The organism is Streptomyces sp. JLBG701 (assembly GCF_058544905.1).
On record NZ_CM178588.1, the window covers coordinates 1,339,471 to 1,356,407 of the forward strand.

A 16,937-nucleotide genomic window follows, 5' to 3' on the forward strand; every position below is an offset into this window, starting at 1 on the left:
CCCGCCGACGCACAAGGCCGGCATGGCTTTACGGAATCGTGGTCTGCGTCACTTTGCCGTCACAGACCGTACCTATGAACGCCGCGCCGCTCATAGGGTGCTCTCATGATGGTCCCCGCGGCACTGTTGCTGCTCGGCGCCCTGACCGCCGTGGTCGCGCCCCGGCTGCTCGCCCGGGCGGACTGGCCGGACCGGGAACCGGTGGTCGCCCTGTGGGTGTGGCAGTGCGTGGTGGTGGCCGTTCTCCTGTGCTGTGCGCTGTCGATGGCGCTCAGCGCGGCGGATGCCTGGCAGGCGGTGCGCGGCCATCTCTTCGCGACGGCGCCGCGTGCGGTCGTGGAGGCGTACGCGCTCGGTACGGCGGGCCCCTGGGCGGCGACGACCGCGGTGACGCTCGCGTGCGGAGGGGTGTGGACCGGGGCGATGCTGGTCCGCGAGATCGTAGGAGCCCGGGCCCGGCGTCGCCAGGAACGGGCCGAACTCCTCGTGCGCGCCCCGCTGTTGCCGGGCGAGCAGCCGGGCACCGACTCGTTCGTCGTCCTGGAGGGTGAGCGGCCCGACGCGTGGTGGCTGACCGGCGCGGCGCCCCGGCTGGTCGTCACCACCGCCGCGTTGCGCCGGCTGAAGGGGCGGCAGCTGGACGCCGTACTGGCGCACGAGCAGGGTCATGCGCGAGCCCGGCACGACTGGTTGCTGCACTGCTCGTCCGCGCTGGCGGGCGGGTTTCCCCAGGTGCCGGTCTTCGCCGCGTTCCGTGAGGAGATGCACCGACTGGTCGAGCTCGCCGCCGACGACATGGCCTCCCGCCGCTTCGGCCGCCTCACGACCGCCCTCGCGCTGGTCGAACTCAACGAGGATCGCGGCGTGTTCGGCCCTTGTCCCACCCCGCAGACGCATGTCCCGCACCGGGTGAACCGGCTGCTCACTCCCCCGGACCGGCTCACGACGGCCCGGCGACTGCGGCTCACGGCGGCCGCCGCGCTGGTGGCGGTGGTCCCGCTGGTGGTGGCGTTCATGCCGGGGCTGCGGGCGCTGGGATAGCCGCGCCGACGGCGACCGCGTCGCTCCGGGGTTGGCCTCCTGCCCCAGGGGTCGGCGAGGATCGACTCATGCACCACCAGCACATCGTCTCCCCGCCCCGCCCGCCGAACCACCGCACGGCAGCCCGCGCCGCACTCGCTCTGGCAGCGTGTTCCGCGCTGCTGCTCGCCCTGGTCGCGGCAGAGTGGCAGCCGCTGATCGGCATCGACGAGGGCATCTCCCGCACGACACACCGCTGGGCCGTCGACGATCCCGGTATCACCCAGATGTTCCGCGTCCTCACGGACTGGGTGTGGGATCCGCTGACGATGCGCATCGTGTGCGGGGCGGCGGCGCTATGGCTGGTGTGGCGCCACTCCGCGTGGCGGACGGCTTTGTGGCTGGCGGCCACATGTGCGCTGGGCACACTGCTCCAACAGGGCCTCAAGGCCGCGGTCGGCCGCGCCCGCCCTGTCTGGCCGGACCCCGTCGACTCCGCCGAGTACGCGGCCTACCCCTCGGGCCACGCCCTGACCGCCACGGTGGTCTGCGGCCTCCTCCTGTACCTCCTCCACCGCTACGACCCCGGCCGCACCCTGTGGCGTACGGCCGTGACCGTGGCCGTGATCTCTGTCGTGGGCGTCGGCCTGACCCGCGTCTGGCTGGGCGTCCACTGGCCTTCGGATGTGCTCGGGGGCTGGCTGCTGGGAGCGCTCGTGGTGGCACTGGCGGTGATGTCGTACCAGCGGCTCGAACATGGGCCCGAGCCGCACTGACCACACGAGGATCGCCTCCACTTGCGGACGATCTTATTCAGCCCCACCTGCCCCGGACTCGTACCTACGATCAAGCACGACTCCGGGAGACACCCGGCGGAGCCATCGGGGAGGGGCAACTTGTCCAGCATTTCGAGACGTTCGCTGCTGGGATACACGGGGACGACCGCAGCGGGCGCGGTTCTGAGCACCGCCGGGTCGGCGGAGGCAGTGGCAGCCGAGTCGTCCTCGGCCGACTTCCCGCCCGGCACCAAGTTCACCGGGAGCTACAGCATCGGCCCGATCGACGCGGCCATGTCGCTCACCTTCAGCCTCCAGGTCGACAACACCCCCGCCGAGAACACCATCACTCCGATCGAGATCGCGAACCTCCTCAACGAACTCGCGGCCGAACGCGGTTGGCCGACCGTCACCTTCTACGGCACCCCGGCGCCCGCCCCGCTGACCTGACGCACACCGCCGCGGCCACGCGCTGGACAGAACCGCAGGTAAAGTCCAGCTCATGGCTGCCGTCCTGTTCGACTTCTCCGGAACCCTCTTCCGTGTCGAGTCCACCGAGTCCTGGCTGCGTGCCGTGCTGGACGACGCCGGGATCGTGCTTCCGGAAGCGGAGTTGAGCGAGGCCGCGCAGGCGTTGGAGGCCGTGGGGGCGCTGCCCGGTGGGGCGTCCCCGGGGTGGCTGCCCGAGACGGTCGCCGGCGTGTGGGAGATCCGCGATCAGAGCGCCGAGCTGCATCGGGCCGCCTACACCGAGCTCTGCCGTCAAGTGCCGCTCCCCGACCCGGCGTTGCACGACGCGCTGTACGACCGGCACATGACGCCCGGCGCCTGGGCCCCGTACCCCGATGCCGCCGAGGTGTTGCGCACCTTGCGTGAGCGGGGAATCGGCGTCGGGGTGGTCAGCAACATCGGCTGGGATGTGCGCCCGGTGTTCCGCGAGCACGGCCTCGACCCCTATGTGGGCGCGTACGTCCTGTCGTACGAGCACGGCATCCAGAAGCCGGACCCGCGGCTGTTCGCGACGGCCTGCGAGGCGCTCGACGTCGATCCGAAGGACGTGCTGATGGTCGGCGACGACCGGCGGGCCGACGGCGGCGCACTGGCTCTGGGGTGCGGGGTGCACTTTGTGGACCATCTGCCGGTGGCCGAGCGGCCGGACGGGCTGCGGCCGGTGTTGGATCTGATGGGCTGACCTGGGCATCAGCAGGGGATCAAGAGCACCAAACGGTCGCCTCGGGCTACCACCAGGAGAAAAAGCGCCCGCCCTGGATGATCCCCCGCGTCACCCAGGGCGGACGGCAGCCCCGGCCCCGACCCCCTCGCGGACAGCCGGTCCGGATGCGTTGACTATAGTTGGCTGCCAACCAGTCAACGCAGGAGTACAGCATGTCCCCGCGCAGCGCCTCGGTCAATGAAGAGTTGCGACGGCGTTCCCGGGAACGGCTTCTGCAGGCGGCCGTCGAACTCGTCGGCGAGCATGGATATGACGCGACGACTCTCGGCGCCATCGCGGACAGGGCGGGTTCCGCGCGCGGGCTCGTGTCGTACTACTTCCCCAGCAAACGCCAGCTCGTCCAGTCCGCCGTGCACCGGATGATGCACCGCACGCTGGAGGAGGCGCTGGAGCGGGAGCCGTGCACCGAGGACGGCGAGGAGCGGATGGCGCGGGCCATCGACGCGATCCTCGGTCTCGCCCGGGACTGGCCCGTGCTGATGCGCCATCACATGGCCGGGATCCTCCAGTCCGAGGGCTTCGTGCAGTGCCCTGAGCAGCAGCGTCTCGCCCAGCTGCTGCGGGACACGGTCGCCCGGCACGGCTCGCCGAATGTCGACGCCGACTACCCGATGCTGCGCGCCCTGCTGATGGGCGCGGTCTTCGCGGCGCTGGTGCCGGGCGTTCCGATGCCCGTGCCGGTGCTGCGAGCCGAGTTGTTCAAGCGCTACGGACTGGACCGGGACCTAGGTGCCCCGCCGGACGCCGAGGCGCCCGGCGGGACCCGGGACATGGATCTGTCACGCTTCTTCGCGACCGAGGAGCGGCCGGCCGAAGAGCGCGTGCCGCTCCAACGGCCCGCGCCGACCGAGCGGCCGAAACCGGTCGGTCAGCCGGAATCAGCCGATCGGCCGAAACCGGTCGACCAGTCGGATTCGGTCGATCAGTCGAAGTAGTCAGGCTGTGTCTGGACGTTGAGCTCACGCAGATGGATCCGCTTCGCCGGATCCGTGCGCCGGTCGCTGAGCTTCAGTACGTCGAAGCCCTTGGCGATGTCGTTGGAGTAGATGTAGCCGTTGTAGTAGTACGCCGACCACGATCCGCCGCCCGTGAGCCGGTCGAGGGTCAGCGGACCCCGCTCGAAGTAGGCGATTTCCTTCGGGTTCGCGGAGTCGGTGAAGTCCCATACGGAGACACCGCCCTGGTACCAGGCCTGGACCATGAGGTCCTTGCCCTTGACGGGGATGAGCGAGCCGTTGTGCGCCACGCAGTTCTCGGTGTCCGCCTGGTAGCGGGGGATCTTGTAGTAGCTCTTGAAGACGAGCTTGCGGTCGTCGCCCCTGCCGACGATGTCGTAGATGCCGTCGGCTCCGCGGTTCGGGCCGGTCGCCGCGTTGCAGGTGGCCGCGCTTCCGCCGCCCAACTCGTCGGTGAACACCACCTTGTTGGCCTTCTGGTTGAAGGTCGCCGAGTGCCAGAACGCGAAGTTGACGTTGTCCTGGACCTGGTCGATGACCTTCGGGTGCTCCGGGTCCTTGATGGAGAACAGGATGCCGTCACCCATGCAGGCACCGGCGGCCAGGTCCTTGGACGGCAGGACGGTGATGTCATGGCAGCCGGTCGTCTTGGACACCCCCGGGTTGGTGGGCGCGCCCGGGTTGCCGCCGCCGTCCGGTCCCTCACCGGGGAAGAGGACGGGGAAGCTCACCACGGCCGCCTGCTCCGGGGCGTTGCGCGGCACCTTGATGACCGAGATGCCGTCGTGCGGGGGCTGGCAGTCGGGGTAGGTGGCGTTCGGCGAGTACGAGGAGACGTAGATGTAGACGTTCTTGCGCTCGGGCACCAGCGTGTGGGTGTGCGAGCCGCAGGCGGTCTCGACGGCGGCGACGTACTTCGGGTTGGCCTTGTCGCTGATGTCGAAGATCTTCATGCCCTCCCACGAGGACTTCTCGGTCACGGGCTGGGTCGTGCTGCTGCACGAGTTGTCGTTGCGCGAGGAGTCGGTGGACAGGAAGAGCAGGTTGCCGGAGACGGAGACGTCGTTCTGCGCTCCGGGGCACAGCACCTGGGCGACGGTCGTGGGCGCCTTGGGGTTGCTGATGTCGAAGACGCGGAAGCCGTCGTAGTTGCCGGCGAAGGCATAGTGGCCCTGGAAGGCCAGGTCCGAATTGGTGCCGGCCAGCGTCTCCTTGGGGATGTTGACGAGGTGTTCGATGTTCGCGGAGTGGACGACCTCGTCCTGGCCGGGTATCTCGCCGGCCTCGATCGCCTCCCTCGCCTGGGCCTGCGCGCTCGTGGACACTTCCTCCTGGACGGCCGGACTGTCCCCGGGGTCGGGGGTCGCGGCCGCCGGGCCGGCGGTGAGCAGCGCGGCCAGCAGTCCGGCGGCGGCCGCCGCAACTCCCAGGCGTCTGTGCCTCGTTCGAGGATCGCTCGACAGGGTCACTGGTTCCTCCCTCGTTCCGTTCGCGTTGGAACGGTGCACGGATCTCCGCAGTATCGTCTTCATCATGCACATATCAACAGGGGGCAACGAACTCGTCATGAAGGTTTTCGATCGGTGAAGCGCGGAAGGGTGCAAGTTAAGTCACCGGGACTCACGAGGCGACCCTCAACCCGCCTTCCCCAGGAGGTCGTTGTGCTCTTCAGCCGCGTGTACGGCGCGCCCCTGGCCACGGCCTCGCTGGCCGCCCTGGCCGCGCTCGCGCTCGGAGCCTGCGACTCCGGGTCGTCCGGCGCGGACGCCAAGTCCGGTGCGCAGAGCGGGCCTTCGGTCATCGCACCGGGCAAGCCCGGTGAGGGGAACAGGACCCTTTCCGCCCAGGACGCCGCCGAGGAGCGCGACGACGACTCCCCCAACTCGGCGGACCTCTCCTATGCCCGGATGATGATCGAGCACCACACCCAGGCCCTGGAGATGACCGAACTCGCCCCGCAGCGAGCCGAGTCGACGAAGCTGAAGCGGCTGGCGGAGCGCATCGCCGCCGCGCAGGGACCGGAGATCACGGCGCTGAAGAGCTGGCTGGAGACGTACGGCGGCGACGAGGAGAGCGACGGGCACGAGCACGCAGCGATGCCCGGAATGGCCACCGAGGCACAGCTGAAGAAGCTGCGCGCGGCGAAGGGAAAGGCGTTCGACGAGCTCTTCCTGGACCTGATGATCACGCACCACGAAGGGGCGATCACCATGTCCACGGACGTGAAGGCCGAGGGCAACAACGTCCGGATGGAGGAGATGGCCGACGACGTGGTCGCTCAGCAGACGACCGAGATCACGCGGATGCGGGAGATGCGGTAACGGGTCGGTTCGGCAACGGGCCTCTTCAGCGCCGTGCGTGACGAGGTGTCAGATAGCCCGCGTCCCGCGCCTGGGCGATCATCCTGAGCGACCTGCGCCGGCTGTGCCCGGTCGCGCACATCACCGCGAGCACGGGGTCCACGCCCTCCTCCTGGGCCGCCCGGTACTCCTGCGCGACGAGCCACCGCCCCTCGATGCCACGAGGCCAGGCCGGGCGGGCGCGCCTCGCCGCGACGGGTTCACCCATCTGGCCCTCGGGGTCGGGAGCCGTCCCGCACGCCTCGGACAGCGGCCCCTCGATCCAGTCGGCGAGCATCGACAGGTCGTCCAGGGACAGGGCGGGCTGGGCCCGGACGTCCTCCAGGGACAGACACCCCTCGGTCATCACGGCCAGCAGATCGACCCGGGCACCGTCGGTGAAGGCCAGCCGCACGTTGAACCACGAGGTCGTGCCCTCGTGCTCCCGCACTTCCCATGCGGGCCACACGGACACCGCGCCGTCCGTCGGACAACGATCGGAAAGATTAAGAAAGGATGCTTCTAGCACACACGCAACGTAACCGCATGATCACACTCCATACGAAGGGACACGCACGCCCGTGCGTCGCGCAGCACCCTGTCAGCGGAGCACCGGTGGTGCGATCCTGGAGGCGTCAGCGATCTCCCCTGGTCCCATGGATTCGGATAAGGAGTTCCGCGTGCTGCGTGTCGCCGTCGTCGGCTCCGGACCCAGCGGGGTCTACACCGCCCAGAGCCTGGTCCAGCAGGACCCGGAGGTACTCGTCGACGTCCTGGACCGGCTTCCGTGCCCGTACGGCCTCGTGCGGTACGGCGTGGCGCCGGACCACGAGAAGATCAAGTCGCTGCAGAACAATCTGCGGACGGTGCTCGAACACGAGCGGGTGCGGTTCCTCGGCGGTGTCCAGATCGGCCCCGGCGGGCTGCCCGCCGACCGGCTGCGGGACCTGTACCACGCGGTCGTGTACTGCGTGGGCGCCGCCACCGACCGCCATCTGGGGATTCCCGGCGAGGATCTGCCGGGCAGCTGGTCGGCGACCCAGTTCGTGTCCTGGTACAGCGCCCATCCGGACTCCGTCGACGACGGTTTCGTGCTCGGCGCCAGGTCGGCCGTGGTCATCGGCGTGGGGAACGTCGCGGTGGACGTGACCCGGATGCTGGCCCGCGGCCCGGCGGAGCTGAGCCCGACCGACCTGCCGCAGGCGGCGCTCACAGCACTGACCGCGAGCCGGGTGTCCGAGATCCAGATGGTGGGCCGGCGTGGCCCCTCCCAAGCCCGTTTCACCACCAAGGAGCTGCGCGAGCTGGCCACCCTGCCGGACACCGAAGTGACCGTGGATCCGGCTGAGTTGGCGCTGGATCCGGACTACGCCGACCCGTCCGAGCTGCCCGCCGTGCAGCGCCGCAACGTGGAGGTGCTGCGGGGCTGGGCACAGGCGCCGCCGACGGAGGCCGCGCACCGGATCCGGCTGCGCTTCTTCCTGCGGCCCGTCGAGATGCTCGCGGACGCCGGGCGCGTGAGCGCGGTGCGCTTCGAGCGGACCGCGCCGGACGGACACGGCGGCGTGACGGGCACGGGGCGGTTCGAGGAGATCGAGGCTCAGCTGGTGCTGCGTTCGGTGGGCTATCGCGGGGTACCGCTGGTGGGGCTGCCGTTCGACACGGAGCAGGCGGTCGTGCCGCACCTGGCCGGACGCGTGCTGCGCGAGGGCGCCACGGCGCCGGGCGAGTACGTGGCCGGGTGGATCAAGCGCGGCCCGACCGGCGTCATCGGCACCAACCGTCCGTGCGCGAAGGAGACGGTGACATCCCTGCTCCAGGACGCCCCCGCGCTCGTACGCAAGCACCTGCCCGAGGATCCCCTCTCCGCGCTGCGGGCCGCCGGGATCGAGCCCGTCGCGTGGGCGGGCTGGGAGGCCATCGAGCGGGCCGAGGCGGAGCTCGGAGCCTCGCTCGGGCGCGGCGTGGTCAAGCTGCCGGACTGGGACTCGCTGCTCACAGCGGCACATGGGGCGCACGCATAACCGATGGGCAGTACACACAGCGGCAACAACTCAGAAATCAACAAACTGTTTAGGCCGCTTACGGTCTCGTGTTGTCCGGATGTCCCCCCTCCCGTACCCGCCGCTCAGGAGTGTCCATGTCCACGACCGCGCCCCCGCATCCCGTCGACGAGGTCCCACCCGTACGCCAGTTGGCCGCCTTCGGGCTCCAGCATGTGCTCGCCATGTACGCGGGCGCGGTGGCGGTCCCGCTGATCGTGGGCGGCGCGATGAAGCTGTCGCCCGCCGACCTGGCATATCTGATCACCGCCGACCTGCTGGTCTGCGGCATCGCGACGCTCATCCAGTGTGTCGGCTTCTGGCGTTTCGGTGTGCGGCTGCCGATCATGCAGGGCTGTACGTTCGCGGCCGTGTCGCCGATGGTGCTGATCGGTACGACGGGCGGCGGACTGCCCGCGATCTACGGCTCGGTGATCGTCGCGGGACTCGCGATCGTGCTCCTCGCCCCGGTGTTCGGGAGGCTGCTGCGCTTCTTCCCGCCGCTCGTCACCGGCACGGTGATCCTGATCATCGGTATCTCGCTGCTGCCGGTCGCGGGCAACTGGGCCGCAGGCGGCGTGGGTTCGGCGGACTTCGGCGCGCCCAAGAACCTCGCTCTCGCGGGCTTCGTGCTCGCCGTGGTGCTCGGTGTGCAGCGGTTCGCGCCGGCCTTCCTGAGCCGGATCGCGGTACTGATCGGCATCGCCGTCGGCCTCGCTGTGGCCGTCCCCTTCGGCTTCACGGACTTCGGCGGGGTCGGGGACGCCGACTGGGTCGGGATCAGCACGCCCTTCCACTTCGGCGCGCCCACCTTCGAGGCGTCGGCGATCATCTCGATGCTGGTGGTGGCGCTGGTGACGATGACCGAGACGACGGGTGACCTCATCGCGGTCGGCGAGATGACCGACCGGAAGATCGAGCCGCGCTCCCTGGCCGACGGCCTGCGCGCGGACGGCCTCTCCACCGTCCTCGGCGGCGTCTTCAACACCTTCCCGTACACGGCGTACGCGCAGAACGTGGGCCTGGTCGGCATGACCCGGGTGCGCAGCCGCTGGGTCGTCGCGGCCGCGGGCGGCATCCTCGTCCTGCTCGGCCTGCTGCCCAAGCTGGGCGCGGTGGTCGCGGCGATACCGGCGCCGGTGCTGGGCGGCGCGGGTCTCGTGATGTTCGGGACGGTCGCCGCGAGCGGCCTCAAGACGCTGGCCCAGGTCGACTTCAAGGACAACCACAACCTGACCGTGGTGGCCGTTTCGGTGGCCGTGGGCGTACTGCCGGTCGGCGTGCCGACGGTGTACGAGAAGTTCCCCGACTGGTTCCAGACGGTCATGAACAGCGGCATCAGCGCGGGCTGCCTGACGGCGATCGTACTGAACCTGCTCTTCAACCACCTTCCGGTGAAGGCCGGTTCGCCCGTCCCCGAGGTGGCTTTGGAGAAGTCCCGGGAAGAGGCGGTGTAGGGCCTGTCTCTCCGATCATGACCGGAGCCAGATCAGGAGTGCGGCGGCGGTGACCGTGCCGAGGTAGACGTATCCGCGCTTGTCGTAGCGAGTGGCGACGGCTCTGAACTGCTTCAGTTTGTTGATCGCTCGCTCAACGGTGTTGCGCTGCTTGTATCTCTCCTGTCGAAGTTGGAAGGTCGTCCGCCGCGTGAACCTCGGCGCAGACGGTTGGCCTGCTGGTCCTTCTTCTCCGGGATCACGTGAGGGATGCCGCGTCTGCGCAGGTAGGCGCGGTTGCTGCGGTTGCTGTACGCCTTGTCCGCGCCGACACTGTCCGGGGTGCGGCGCGGACGGCCGGGGACGCTTCGCGGGACGCGGATCTTCTCCATCACCGCCTCGAACTGGGTGCAGTCCGCCCGCTGCCCCGGCGTGACGACGAGCGACAGTGGGCGGCACTTGCCCTCCCCGCTCAGGTGCAGCTTGCAGGTCAGCCCGCCACGGGACCGGCCGAGGCTCTCGCCTGCCGCACCGCCTCCTCCCGCAGGAGCCGCCGGTTCACGTTCACGGGCACGTGAAGCGGCTCTCCTCGGGCTCCCCTTTGAGGCGGCGAGCGGTGCGCGCGGTGGGGACTTCGGGGCTCCGGCGGCGTGCTGGTGGGCACGCACGATGGTGGAGTCGACGTTGATGTTCCAGTCGATGCCGCCTGCGGCGTCGGCGAGGGCCTGGATGCGCTGGAGGAGCATCTCCCAGGTGCCGTCGGCCGACCACACCATGTGCCGCTTGTGGATGGTCTTCCACGGGCCGAAGCGTTCGGGCAGTTCACGCCACTGTGCCCCGGTGCTGAGCCGGTGAATGATCCCGTTGATCACCTGCCGGTGGTCCCGCCACCGGCCGCACCGGTTGTTGCTCTTCGGTAGCAGCGGCTCCAGCACCGCCCACTCGTCGTCGGTCAGATCCTTCCTGCTGAGCATGACCGCAACAGCGACCCATCTGATCGAAGAGCCAGTTCCTAGTGGGCGGCGGTCATGGATCCCATGAGCAGGACCGCGCGACGCCGAGTGACTGCCCGGCCCAGGCTCGCCATCACGCGGTTGAGCCGGCCGGAGATGACGCTCGGCGGTGGCGTGCGGCGGTCGAGTGCCCGCAGTGCTGTGGCCACGACCTCCTGGGGGGTCTGGCGTTGGGTACCGCCGTCCGCGGTGTCCGTGCCGATGACGTCGAAGAACTCGGTGCTGGTCGCGCCGGGAGACAGTGCAAGCACGCGCAGACCGGTGCCGAGGGACTCCTGCCACAGGGCTTCGGTGAAGCTCAGCACGAACGCCTTGGCTGCCGCGTAGACGGCCATGTTCGGGACAGGCTGGTACGCCGCCATGCTCGCGACATTGATCAGCACCCCGGTGCCGGAGGTCCGCAGCGGCTCGATGAATGCTCGGCTGATGTCAACCACACCTGCGACGTCGACGTAGATCTCCTCCCGCAGGCGCTGCGGGTCCTCGGTGTGGAACGGGCCGAAAGTGCCGAAGCCTGCGTTGTTCACAACGCTCGTCACGGTAAGGCCGCGCCGTGCCACTTCCTCGGCGAGGGTCTGCCCTGCAGCGGGCTGGCTGAGGTCGAGAGGGATGGCGGTGGCCTGGACGCCGTGAGCCGCGGTGAGTTCGGCGGCCAGTTTCTCGAGCCGTTCCCGGCGCCGGGCCACAAGGACGACGTGTGAGCCACGTGCGGCGATCTGGCGGGCGAACTCTGCTCCGATACCAGCGCTGGCACCGGTGATGAGGGTGATCTGGCCGCGGTAGTCGACGGCGCTCATGGGCTGCTCCCGGGAGACGGCGGTTGTACTCAGCGTGTGGCACCATACGCCTAACTTGTCACACGGTGCCAATAGGGTACTGGGTGCACAACGCGGTAGGCTTGTGGCTCATGAACGATCGCGAAGGCAGCCCGTCCGGGCTGCGGCAGCGCACCCGGCGGGCAGTGCAGGCCGAGATCGCCGCCACCGCGATGCGGCTCTTCCTCGAGCACGGTTTCGAAGCCACCACCATGGAACAGATCGCCGGCGAGATCGGCATCTCGCGGCGGTCGCTGTTTCGCTACTTCGGCACGAAGGAAGACATCGTGCTCGGCGACCACGCCGAAAGCGGCCGGACACTGCAGGCCGCGCTGAAAGCCCGTCCGGCAGACGAGCCCCCGTGGGAGGCGCTCCGGGCGGCCCTCAAGGCGCTCGTCGAGTCTCTTCCCTATACGCCGGAGGCCTTCCTCAAGATCACCAGCATGCTCCACGCGTCGCCCTCTCTCCGGGGGCGTCAGCTGGAGAAACGGCACCAGTGGACGGAGCTACTACTGCCGGACATCGCCAGACGACTGGGCGCCACGGCGGACCCCATGAACGAGTTGCGGGCCCGCGCGCTCGTCGCCTGCGCCCTGGCGTGCTCCGAAGCCGCAACGGAAACCTGGGTCCGCAGCAACGGCACAGTCGACATGGAGCAGGCTTTTGATGAGGCGGTTGCCGCGGTACGCGCATAGGACGCCGCAGTTGTCACCGAGAGCCAGTGCCGCCGCGCCGCACCCTGCCTAGAGCTGGGGGCGGCAAGGCGTACAACAACACGCCCTTCTACGCAGAAGGCGCACCGGCATGTTCATCCCGAGAGGATGACCGCCAGACTCATCCCGACAAAACTACAGACGCGTCTACTTCGGCACCTCGGCCGCACTCGTCACCTGACTCCGAGCATGATCGAAGAGACAGGCCCTAGATCACGCGAGCGCTCGTCGCTTCGGGCGGCGGGGTGGCCGGAGTCATACGTCTCCTACGGCCACCCCGCCGCCCATTGCGTCAACCGGCGCCGCACGCCGTCCCGTTGAGCGTGAAGGCACCCGGTGCCGCGCTGTTCCCGGTGTGGCTCGCCTGATACCCGATGCTGACGCTCGCGTTCGGGGCGATCGTCGCGTTGTACGAGGCGTTCGTCGCCGTCACCGCGCCTGAACTCGGTGTGTACGTGGCGTTCCAGCCGTTGGTGATGGTCTGGCCGGTCGGCAGGGTGAAGGCGAGTTGCCAGCCGTTCACCGTCGTCGTACCGGTGTTGGTGATCGTCACGTTGGCGGTCAGGCCCGTGTTCCAGGCGTTGGTGGTGACACTCACCTGGCAGGGGCCGGCCGGGGGCTGGGGTGCGGGACCCTCGTCGTCGAGGCCGAAGAAGGCGATCGCGAGCGGGCCCATGACGCCGTAGCTGTACAGGTTGTGGCCCACGCCCTGGAGGCTGATCGCCTCGACGGGGGCCTGGTCACCGGTGGCGCCGTAGCGGGTGCGGGTCCAGCCGGACTGGGGTGAGTCGGTCGCCGCCGGTGTCTGGCTGACGCCGAGGACGTTCGTCCACTGCTCGATCTCCTCCCCGAAGTTCGGATAGCGCAGCACGTCGTCCTCGGTGCCGTGCCACAGCTGCATCCGAGGGCGCGGGCCCGTGTAGCCGGGGTAGGCGGCGTGGACGAGGTCGCCCCACTCCTGCGGGGTGTGGGCCACAGTGCCCTGGGCGCAGGCGCTGTTCCACTCGGAGCCGTCGGTGGTGGCGAAGCAGCCGAACGGCACGCCCGCGAAGGCGGCTCCGGCGGCGAAGACGTCGGGGTAGTCGCCCAGCAGGACGTTCGTCATCATCGCGCCGGAGGAGATGCCGGTGACGAAGACGCGGCCGGTGTCGGCGTCGTAGGTGCTCACCGTCCAGTCGACCATCGACTTGATGCCGACGGGGTCGCTGCCGCCGCCGCGGCTCAGCGCCTGGGGCGAGGAGACGTCGAAGCACTTGCTGGCCCGGGTGACCGACGGGTACACGACGACGAACCCGTAGCGGTCGGCGAGCGAGGCGTACTCGGTGCCGGAGTACATCGCCGGGCCGGATCCCGTGCAGTAGTGCACGGCGACCAGGACCGCCGGGTTCGCGGTGACGCTCTCCGGCACATACACGTACATCTGGAGGTTGCTGGGGTTGGCGCCGAAGCCGGTGACCTCGGTGAGCGTGGCCGTGGGCACCGCGTCCGCCCGGGCGGACGCGGCCGGCGCGGCGAGGAGTGTCGTCGCGAGTAACGGCACCAGCGCCGCGAAGAGCGCGACGAGCACGGAACGCAAGGGCTTTCTCGATGAGTTCGTGGAGTTGAGGGTGTTGCCGACGCTGGGGGGCACGTCCTTGTCCCTTCAGTCGGATCGCGGCTCGCGAGGGAATTGCTGAGGGAATCTCCCGCATCGTGGCATGGACATGGCCACCATGGAAGCGCTCCCACGCCATGAGCAGGACAACTCTTCCTGCCTTTCGCGACCGGTCGGACGTGTTCTGCGCAAAGCGTTGACTAGAAAGCGCTTGCCCCCTACGTTCCGTTCAGCAGTGTGACCCGCCCGTACATGGTAGGGCGGATGGACACAACATGGTGAACAACGTTCATGTACATGGAGAGAACGCTCCCCCTGAAGGGACACACCCGCATGCGTACTCGCCCCCCACGTACACACGCGCAAAGATCCGCCCTCGCGGCGGCCGGCGCGGCCGCGCTCGCGGCGGTGGCCGTCCTCGCCCTCCCGCAGTCGGCGGGGGCGGCCGACACCTCGCCGGTCGGGTTCGGCGCCGGGACGACCGGCGGCGGCAGCGCCACGGCGGTCACCGTCAGCACGCTGTCCGCCTTCCAGTCGGCGGTCACCGGCAGCGCGGCCAAGGTGGTCAAGGTCAACGGCCTGATCACGCTTAGCGGTCAGGTCGACATCGGCTCCAACACCACGGTCCTGGGCGTCGGTTCGTCGTCCGGGTTCACGGGCGGCGGGCTGCGGCTGAAGGAAGTGACGAACGTCGTCATCCGCAACCTGAACATCAGCAAGCCGCTCGCACCGTCCGACGGCGTCACCGTGCAGGAGTCGACGAAGGTCTGGATCGACCACAACTCCTTCTCGGCCGACCGCGATCACGACAAGGACTACTACGACGGTCTGCTCGACATCAATCACGGCTCCGACTACGTGACGGTGTCCTGGAACACCTTCAAGGACCACTTCAAGGGCTCGCTCGTCGGTCACAGCGACAACAACGCGGGTGAGGACACCGGTCACTTGAGGGTGACGTACCACCACAACCAGTTCAGCAACGTCTACTCGCGCATCCCCAGCCTGCGCTTCGGCACCGGGCACTTCTACAACAACTACGTGGACGGCGCGGAGACCGCCTGCCACTCGCGCATGGGCGCCCAGATGCTCGTGGAGAACAACGTCTTCCGCAACACGGGAGTCGCTGTCACCACGAACCGCAGCAGTGACGTCGACGGATACGCCAATCTGCGCGGCAACGATCTCGGCGGGGCCGCGACCGAGATCTCCCGGGTCGGCACGTTCACCGCGCCGCCCTACAGCTACACCGCGGAGTCCGCCTCGACGGTCGTCGCCTCGGTGACGTCCGGTGCGGGCGCCGGAAAGCTCTGAGAACCCGCCAACCCCCCAACCGCTTGAAAACAGAAGGAATCGGGACATGACTTCTGCAGCACATCCGCGTGCCCGTCGGCGCGCGTTGACCGGCACGCTGGCCACCCTCAGCCTGTCGGTTGGCATGATCATGATAAACAGCGCGGCCCCGGCGAACGCCGCCACCTGGCCCACCGCGACCGGCAGTCAGGCGGTCTCCTCCACCATCTCGCTGTCCGGCACCAAGGACTACGGGATGATCCGCCTCTACGGCACCGGTGACCTCGGCAGCGGCAGCCAGGACGAGGACCAGGGGCCGATCCTGTCACTGGCCGCCGGCACGGTCCTGAAGAACGTCATCATCGGCGCCCCCGCCGCCGACGGCATCCACTGCGCGGGCAGTTGCACGCTCCAGAACGTCTGGTGGGAGGACGTCGGCGAGGACGCGGCGACGTTCCGCGGCTCCTCGTCGTCCAACGTCTACACCGTCTCCGGCGGCGGCGCACGGTCGGCCAGCGACAAGGTGTTCCAGTTCAACGGCGCCGGAACGCTGAACATCTCCAACTTCGCCGTGCAGACCTTTGGCACCTTCGTCCGGTCCTGCGGCAACTGCTCGACGCAGTACAAGCGGACGATCAACCTCAACACGATCGAGGCGACCTACTCGGGCAGCAAGCTCGTCGGCATCAACACCAACTACGGCGACAGCGCGACCCTCAAGGCCATCACGATCGTCGGCGACAGCAGCAAGAAGATCGTCCCCTGCCAGAAGTACATCGGCAACAACACGGGGGCGGAGCCGACCACGAACGGCTCCGGCCCGGACGGCACGTACTGCAAGTACGCGACGTCCGACATCACCTACAAGTAGCCCCGTCGGTAGGTGAAGGCGGCCGTACGAAGCGTCCCCGCACGGCGCTTCGCACGGCCGCCGTGTCATGCGTGGTCAGACGTTCAACTCCCGCCGGTAGTCCGCGTACGCGGTGCGCAGGGCGGCTCCGGGCCAGTCGGCGGGCAGGAGTTCGGGGGGCAGGACGGGGTCCGCGAGCAGATGTCGTACGACGGCCGCGAAGACGGTGAAGCGGTCCGCGGGGCGATCCGCCCGGGCGGCCCGGGCGAGCAGCGTCCGGCCTGTGACGGACCAGGTGTCGAGCGGCCAGAGGCTCCCGGCCAGTTCGTCGGCGGGGCGGTCGGGGCGGGCCGTGCAGCGCTCGGCCACCCGGTCGAGGTCCTCCGGCAGCAAGCGGCGCAGGTTGGCGGGGCGCAGCCAGACGCCCTCACGGAGTTCGGCGAGCCGCAGCGTGGTCAACCGGGAGCGCAGATCGGCCCGTTCAGCTGGGCCGCGTCCCGTCGCCGTGATCACGACCATCTCCCAGTCGCCGCTCCACGCGCGCGTGCGCGGCTCCACGGCGTCGTCCTGGCGCCGCTGGCGCTCCAGCAGCCGGTCACTGAGACGGTAGACGGTGTCCGTGCGCCGCAGGTCACCGGCCGCCACCATGCGACTGAGCGCCGCCCGCACGGTGGAGCCGCCGACGCCGAAGGGCTCCACACCGCGCACGAGTTCCCTGACCGGCAGCTCGGGCGGATGCGTGCCGAGCAGCAGGCTCAGGACGACCGAGCGGGCGGACAGCGGGCGCAGTTCGAGCTCACCCGGCTGCGCCGTCACGTTCGTCCCCATGGTCACGTACTGTATGTCGTGTTGCACG

17 protein-coding genes are annotated in these 16,937 nt (G+C 69.2%); 11 read left to right on the forward strand and 6 right to left on the reverse strand.

Features of this window, described 5'->3' with window-relative positions; translation table 11 throughout:
* Positions 1-105 precede the first annotated feature (105 nt).
* From AC5DRG_RS06210 to AC5DRG_RS06230, 5 genes are all read left to right on the forward strand, one after another.
* Entirely contained in the window at positions 106-1,041 is a 936-nt protein-coding gene (locus tag AC5DRG_RS06210; protein ID WP_491808678.1) for a M56 family metallopeptidase, read from the forward strand.
* 68 nt (positions 1,042-1,109) lie between these two features.
* The gene (locus tag AC5DRG_RS06215) at positions 1,110-1,796 is read left to right on the forward strand and encodes a phosphatase PAP2 family protein (protein ID WP_491808680.1); all 687 of its coding nucleotides are present in this window, start codon (positions 1,110-1,112) and stop codon (positions 1,794-1,796) included.
* Positions 1,797-1,916: 120 nt separating this feature from the next.
* Positions 1,917-2,246 (forward strand): hypothetical protein, encoded by a 330-nt coding sequence (locus tag AC5DRG_RS06220; RefSeq protein WP_491808682.1) that lies wholly within the window; start codon positions 1,917-1,919, stop codon positions 2,244-2,246.
* 52 nt (positions 2,247-2,298) lie between these two features.
* Positions 2,299-2,988 (forward strand): HAD family hydrolase, encoded by a 690-nt coding sequence (locus AC5DRG_RS06225; RefSeq protein ID WP_491808684.1) that lies wholly within the window; start codon positions 2,299-2,301, stop codon positions 2,986-2,988.
* Between the two features lie 194 nt (positions 2,989-3,182).
* On the forward strand, positions 3,183-3,965 hold the full coding sequence (locus tag AC5DRG_RS06230; RefSeq protein ID WP_491808686.1) for a TetR/AcrR family transcriptional regulator: 783 nt from the start codon (positions 3,183-3,185) through the stop codon (positions 3,963-3,965).
* Here AC5DRG_RS06230 and AC5DRG_RS06235 read toward each other — a convergent pair.
* Positions 3,953-5,455, reverse strand: a complete 1,503-nt coding sequence (locus AC5DRG_RS06235) for an LVIVD repeat-containing protein (RefSeq protein ID WP_491808688.1) — start codon at positions 5,453-5,455, stop codon at positions 3,953-3,955. The genes AC5DRG_RS06230 and AC5DRG_RS06235 overlap by 13 nt on opposite strands.
* A 192-nt stretch (positions 5,456-5,647) precedes the next feature.
* Here AC5DRG_RS06235 and AC5DRG_RS06240 point away from each other — a divergent pair, with 192 nt between their 5' ends.
* Positions 5,648-6,307, forward strand: coding sequence for a DUF305 domain-containing protein (locus AC5DRG_RS06240; protein WP_491808690.1), 660 nt, complete (start codon positions 5,648-5,650; stop codon positions 6,305-6,307).
* Positions 6,308-6,332: 25 nt separating this feature from the next.
* Here AC5DRG_RS06240 and AC5DRG_RS06245 read toward each other — a convergent pair whose 3' ends face one another.
* The gene (locus AC5DRG_RS06245) at positions 6,333-6,800 is read right to left on the reverse strand and encodes a DUF6214 family protein (protein ID WP_491808692.1); all 468 of its coding nucleotides are present in this window, start codon (positions 6,798-6,800) and stop codon (positions 6,333-6,335) included.
* Between the two features lie 205 nt (positions 6,801-7,005).
* On the opposite strand from AC5DRG_RS06245, the gene AC5DRG_RS06250 reads away from it, so the two are divergent.
* Positions 7,006-8,349, forward strand: a complete 1,344-nt coding sequence (locus AC5DRG_RS06250; RefSeq protein WP_491808693.1) for an FAD-dependent oxidoreductase — start codon at positions 7,006-7,008, stop codon at positions 8,347-8,349.
* 116 nt (positions 8,350-8,465) lie between these two features.
* Positions 8,466-9,824 carry a nucleobase:cation symporter-2 family protein gene (locus tag AC5DRG_RS06255; RefSeq protein ID WP_491808695.1) on the forward strand — a complete coding sequence of 453 codons (1,359 nt, stop codon included), beginning with the start codon at positions 8,466-8,468 and terminating at the stop codon, positions 9,822-9,824.
* Between the two features lie 15 nt (positions 9,825-9,839).
* Here the strand turns inward: AC5DRG_RS06255 and AC5DRG_RS06260 are convergent.
* Positions 9,840-10,777, reverse strand: a protein-coding gene (locus tag AC5DRG_RS06260; RefSeq protein ID WP_491808697.1) for an IS5 family transposase whose coding sequence is annotated in 2 segments (ribosomal slippage) — positions 9,840-9,982 and positions 9,982-10,777 — 939 coding nt in all. Because the reading frame shifts where the segments join, the coding sequence is not laid out codon by codon here.
* A gap of 38 nt (positions 10,778-10,815) precedes the next feature.
* Positions 10,816-11,613 (reverse strand): SDR family NAD(P)-dependent oxidoreductase, encoded by a 798-nt coding sequence (locus tag AC5DRG_RS06265; protein WP_491808698.1) that lies wholly within the window; start codon positions 11,611-11,613, stop codon positions 10,816-10,818.
* 110 nt (positions 11,614-11,723) lie between these two features.
* Between AC5DRG_RS06265 and AC5DRG_RS06270 the strand changes: the two genes are divergently transcribed.
* Positions 11,724-12,326 (forward strand): TetR/AcrR family transcriptional regulator, encoded by a 603-nt coding sequence (locus tag AC5DRG_RS06270; protein WP_491808700.1) that lies wholly within the window; start codon positions 11,724-11,726, stop codon positions 12,324-12,326.
* 310 nt (positions 12,327-12,636) lie between these two features.
* Here AC5DRG_RS06270 and AC5DRG_RS06275 read toward each other — a convergent pair whose 3' ends face one another.
* Complete coding sequence (locus AC5DRG_RS06275) at positions 12,637-13,920, reverse strand: extracellular catalytic domain type 1 short-chain-length polyhydroxyalkanoate depolymerase (RefSeq protein ID WP_491812976.1); 1,284 nt, start codon at positions 13,918-13,920, stop codon at positions 12,637-12,639.
* A 351-nt stretch (positions 13,921-14,271) separates the two neighbouring features.
* Between AC5DRG_RS06275 and AC5DRG_RS06280 the strand changes: the two genes are divergently transcribed.
* Positions 14,272-15,252, forward strand: coding sequence for a pectate lyase family protein (locus AC5DRG_RS06280; protein ID WP_491808702.1), 981 nt, complete (start codon positions 14,272-14,274; stop codon positions 15,250-15,252).
* A 46-nt stretch (positions 15,253-15,298) separates the two neighbouring features.
* Positions 15,299-16,102, forward strand: coding sequence for a pectate lyase (locus AC5DRG_RS06285; protein WP_491808704.1), 804 nt, complete (start codon positions 15,299-15,301; stop codon positions 16,100-16,102).
* Positions 16,103-16,177: 75 nt separating this feature from the next.
* On the opposite strand, the gene AC5DRG_RS06290 is transcribed toward AC5DRG_RS06285, so the two are convergent.
* Positions 16,178-16,909 carry a PaaX family transcriptional regulator C-terminal domain-containing protein gene (locus AC5DRG_RS06290; RefSeq protein WP_491808706.1) on the reverse strand — a complete coding sequence of 244 codons (732 nt, stop codon included), beginning with the start codon at positions 16,907-16,909 and terminating at the stop codon, positions 16,178-16,180.
* Positions 16,910-16,937: the final 28 nt, after the last annotated feature.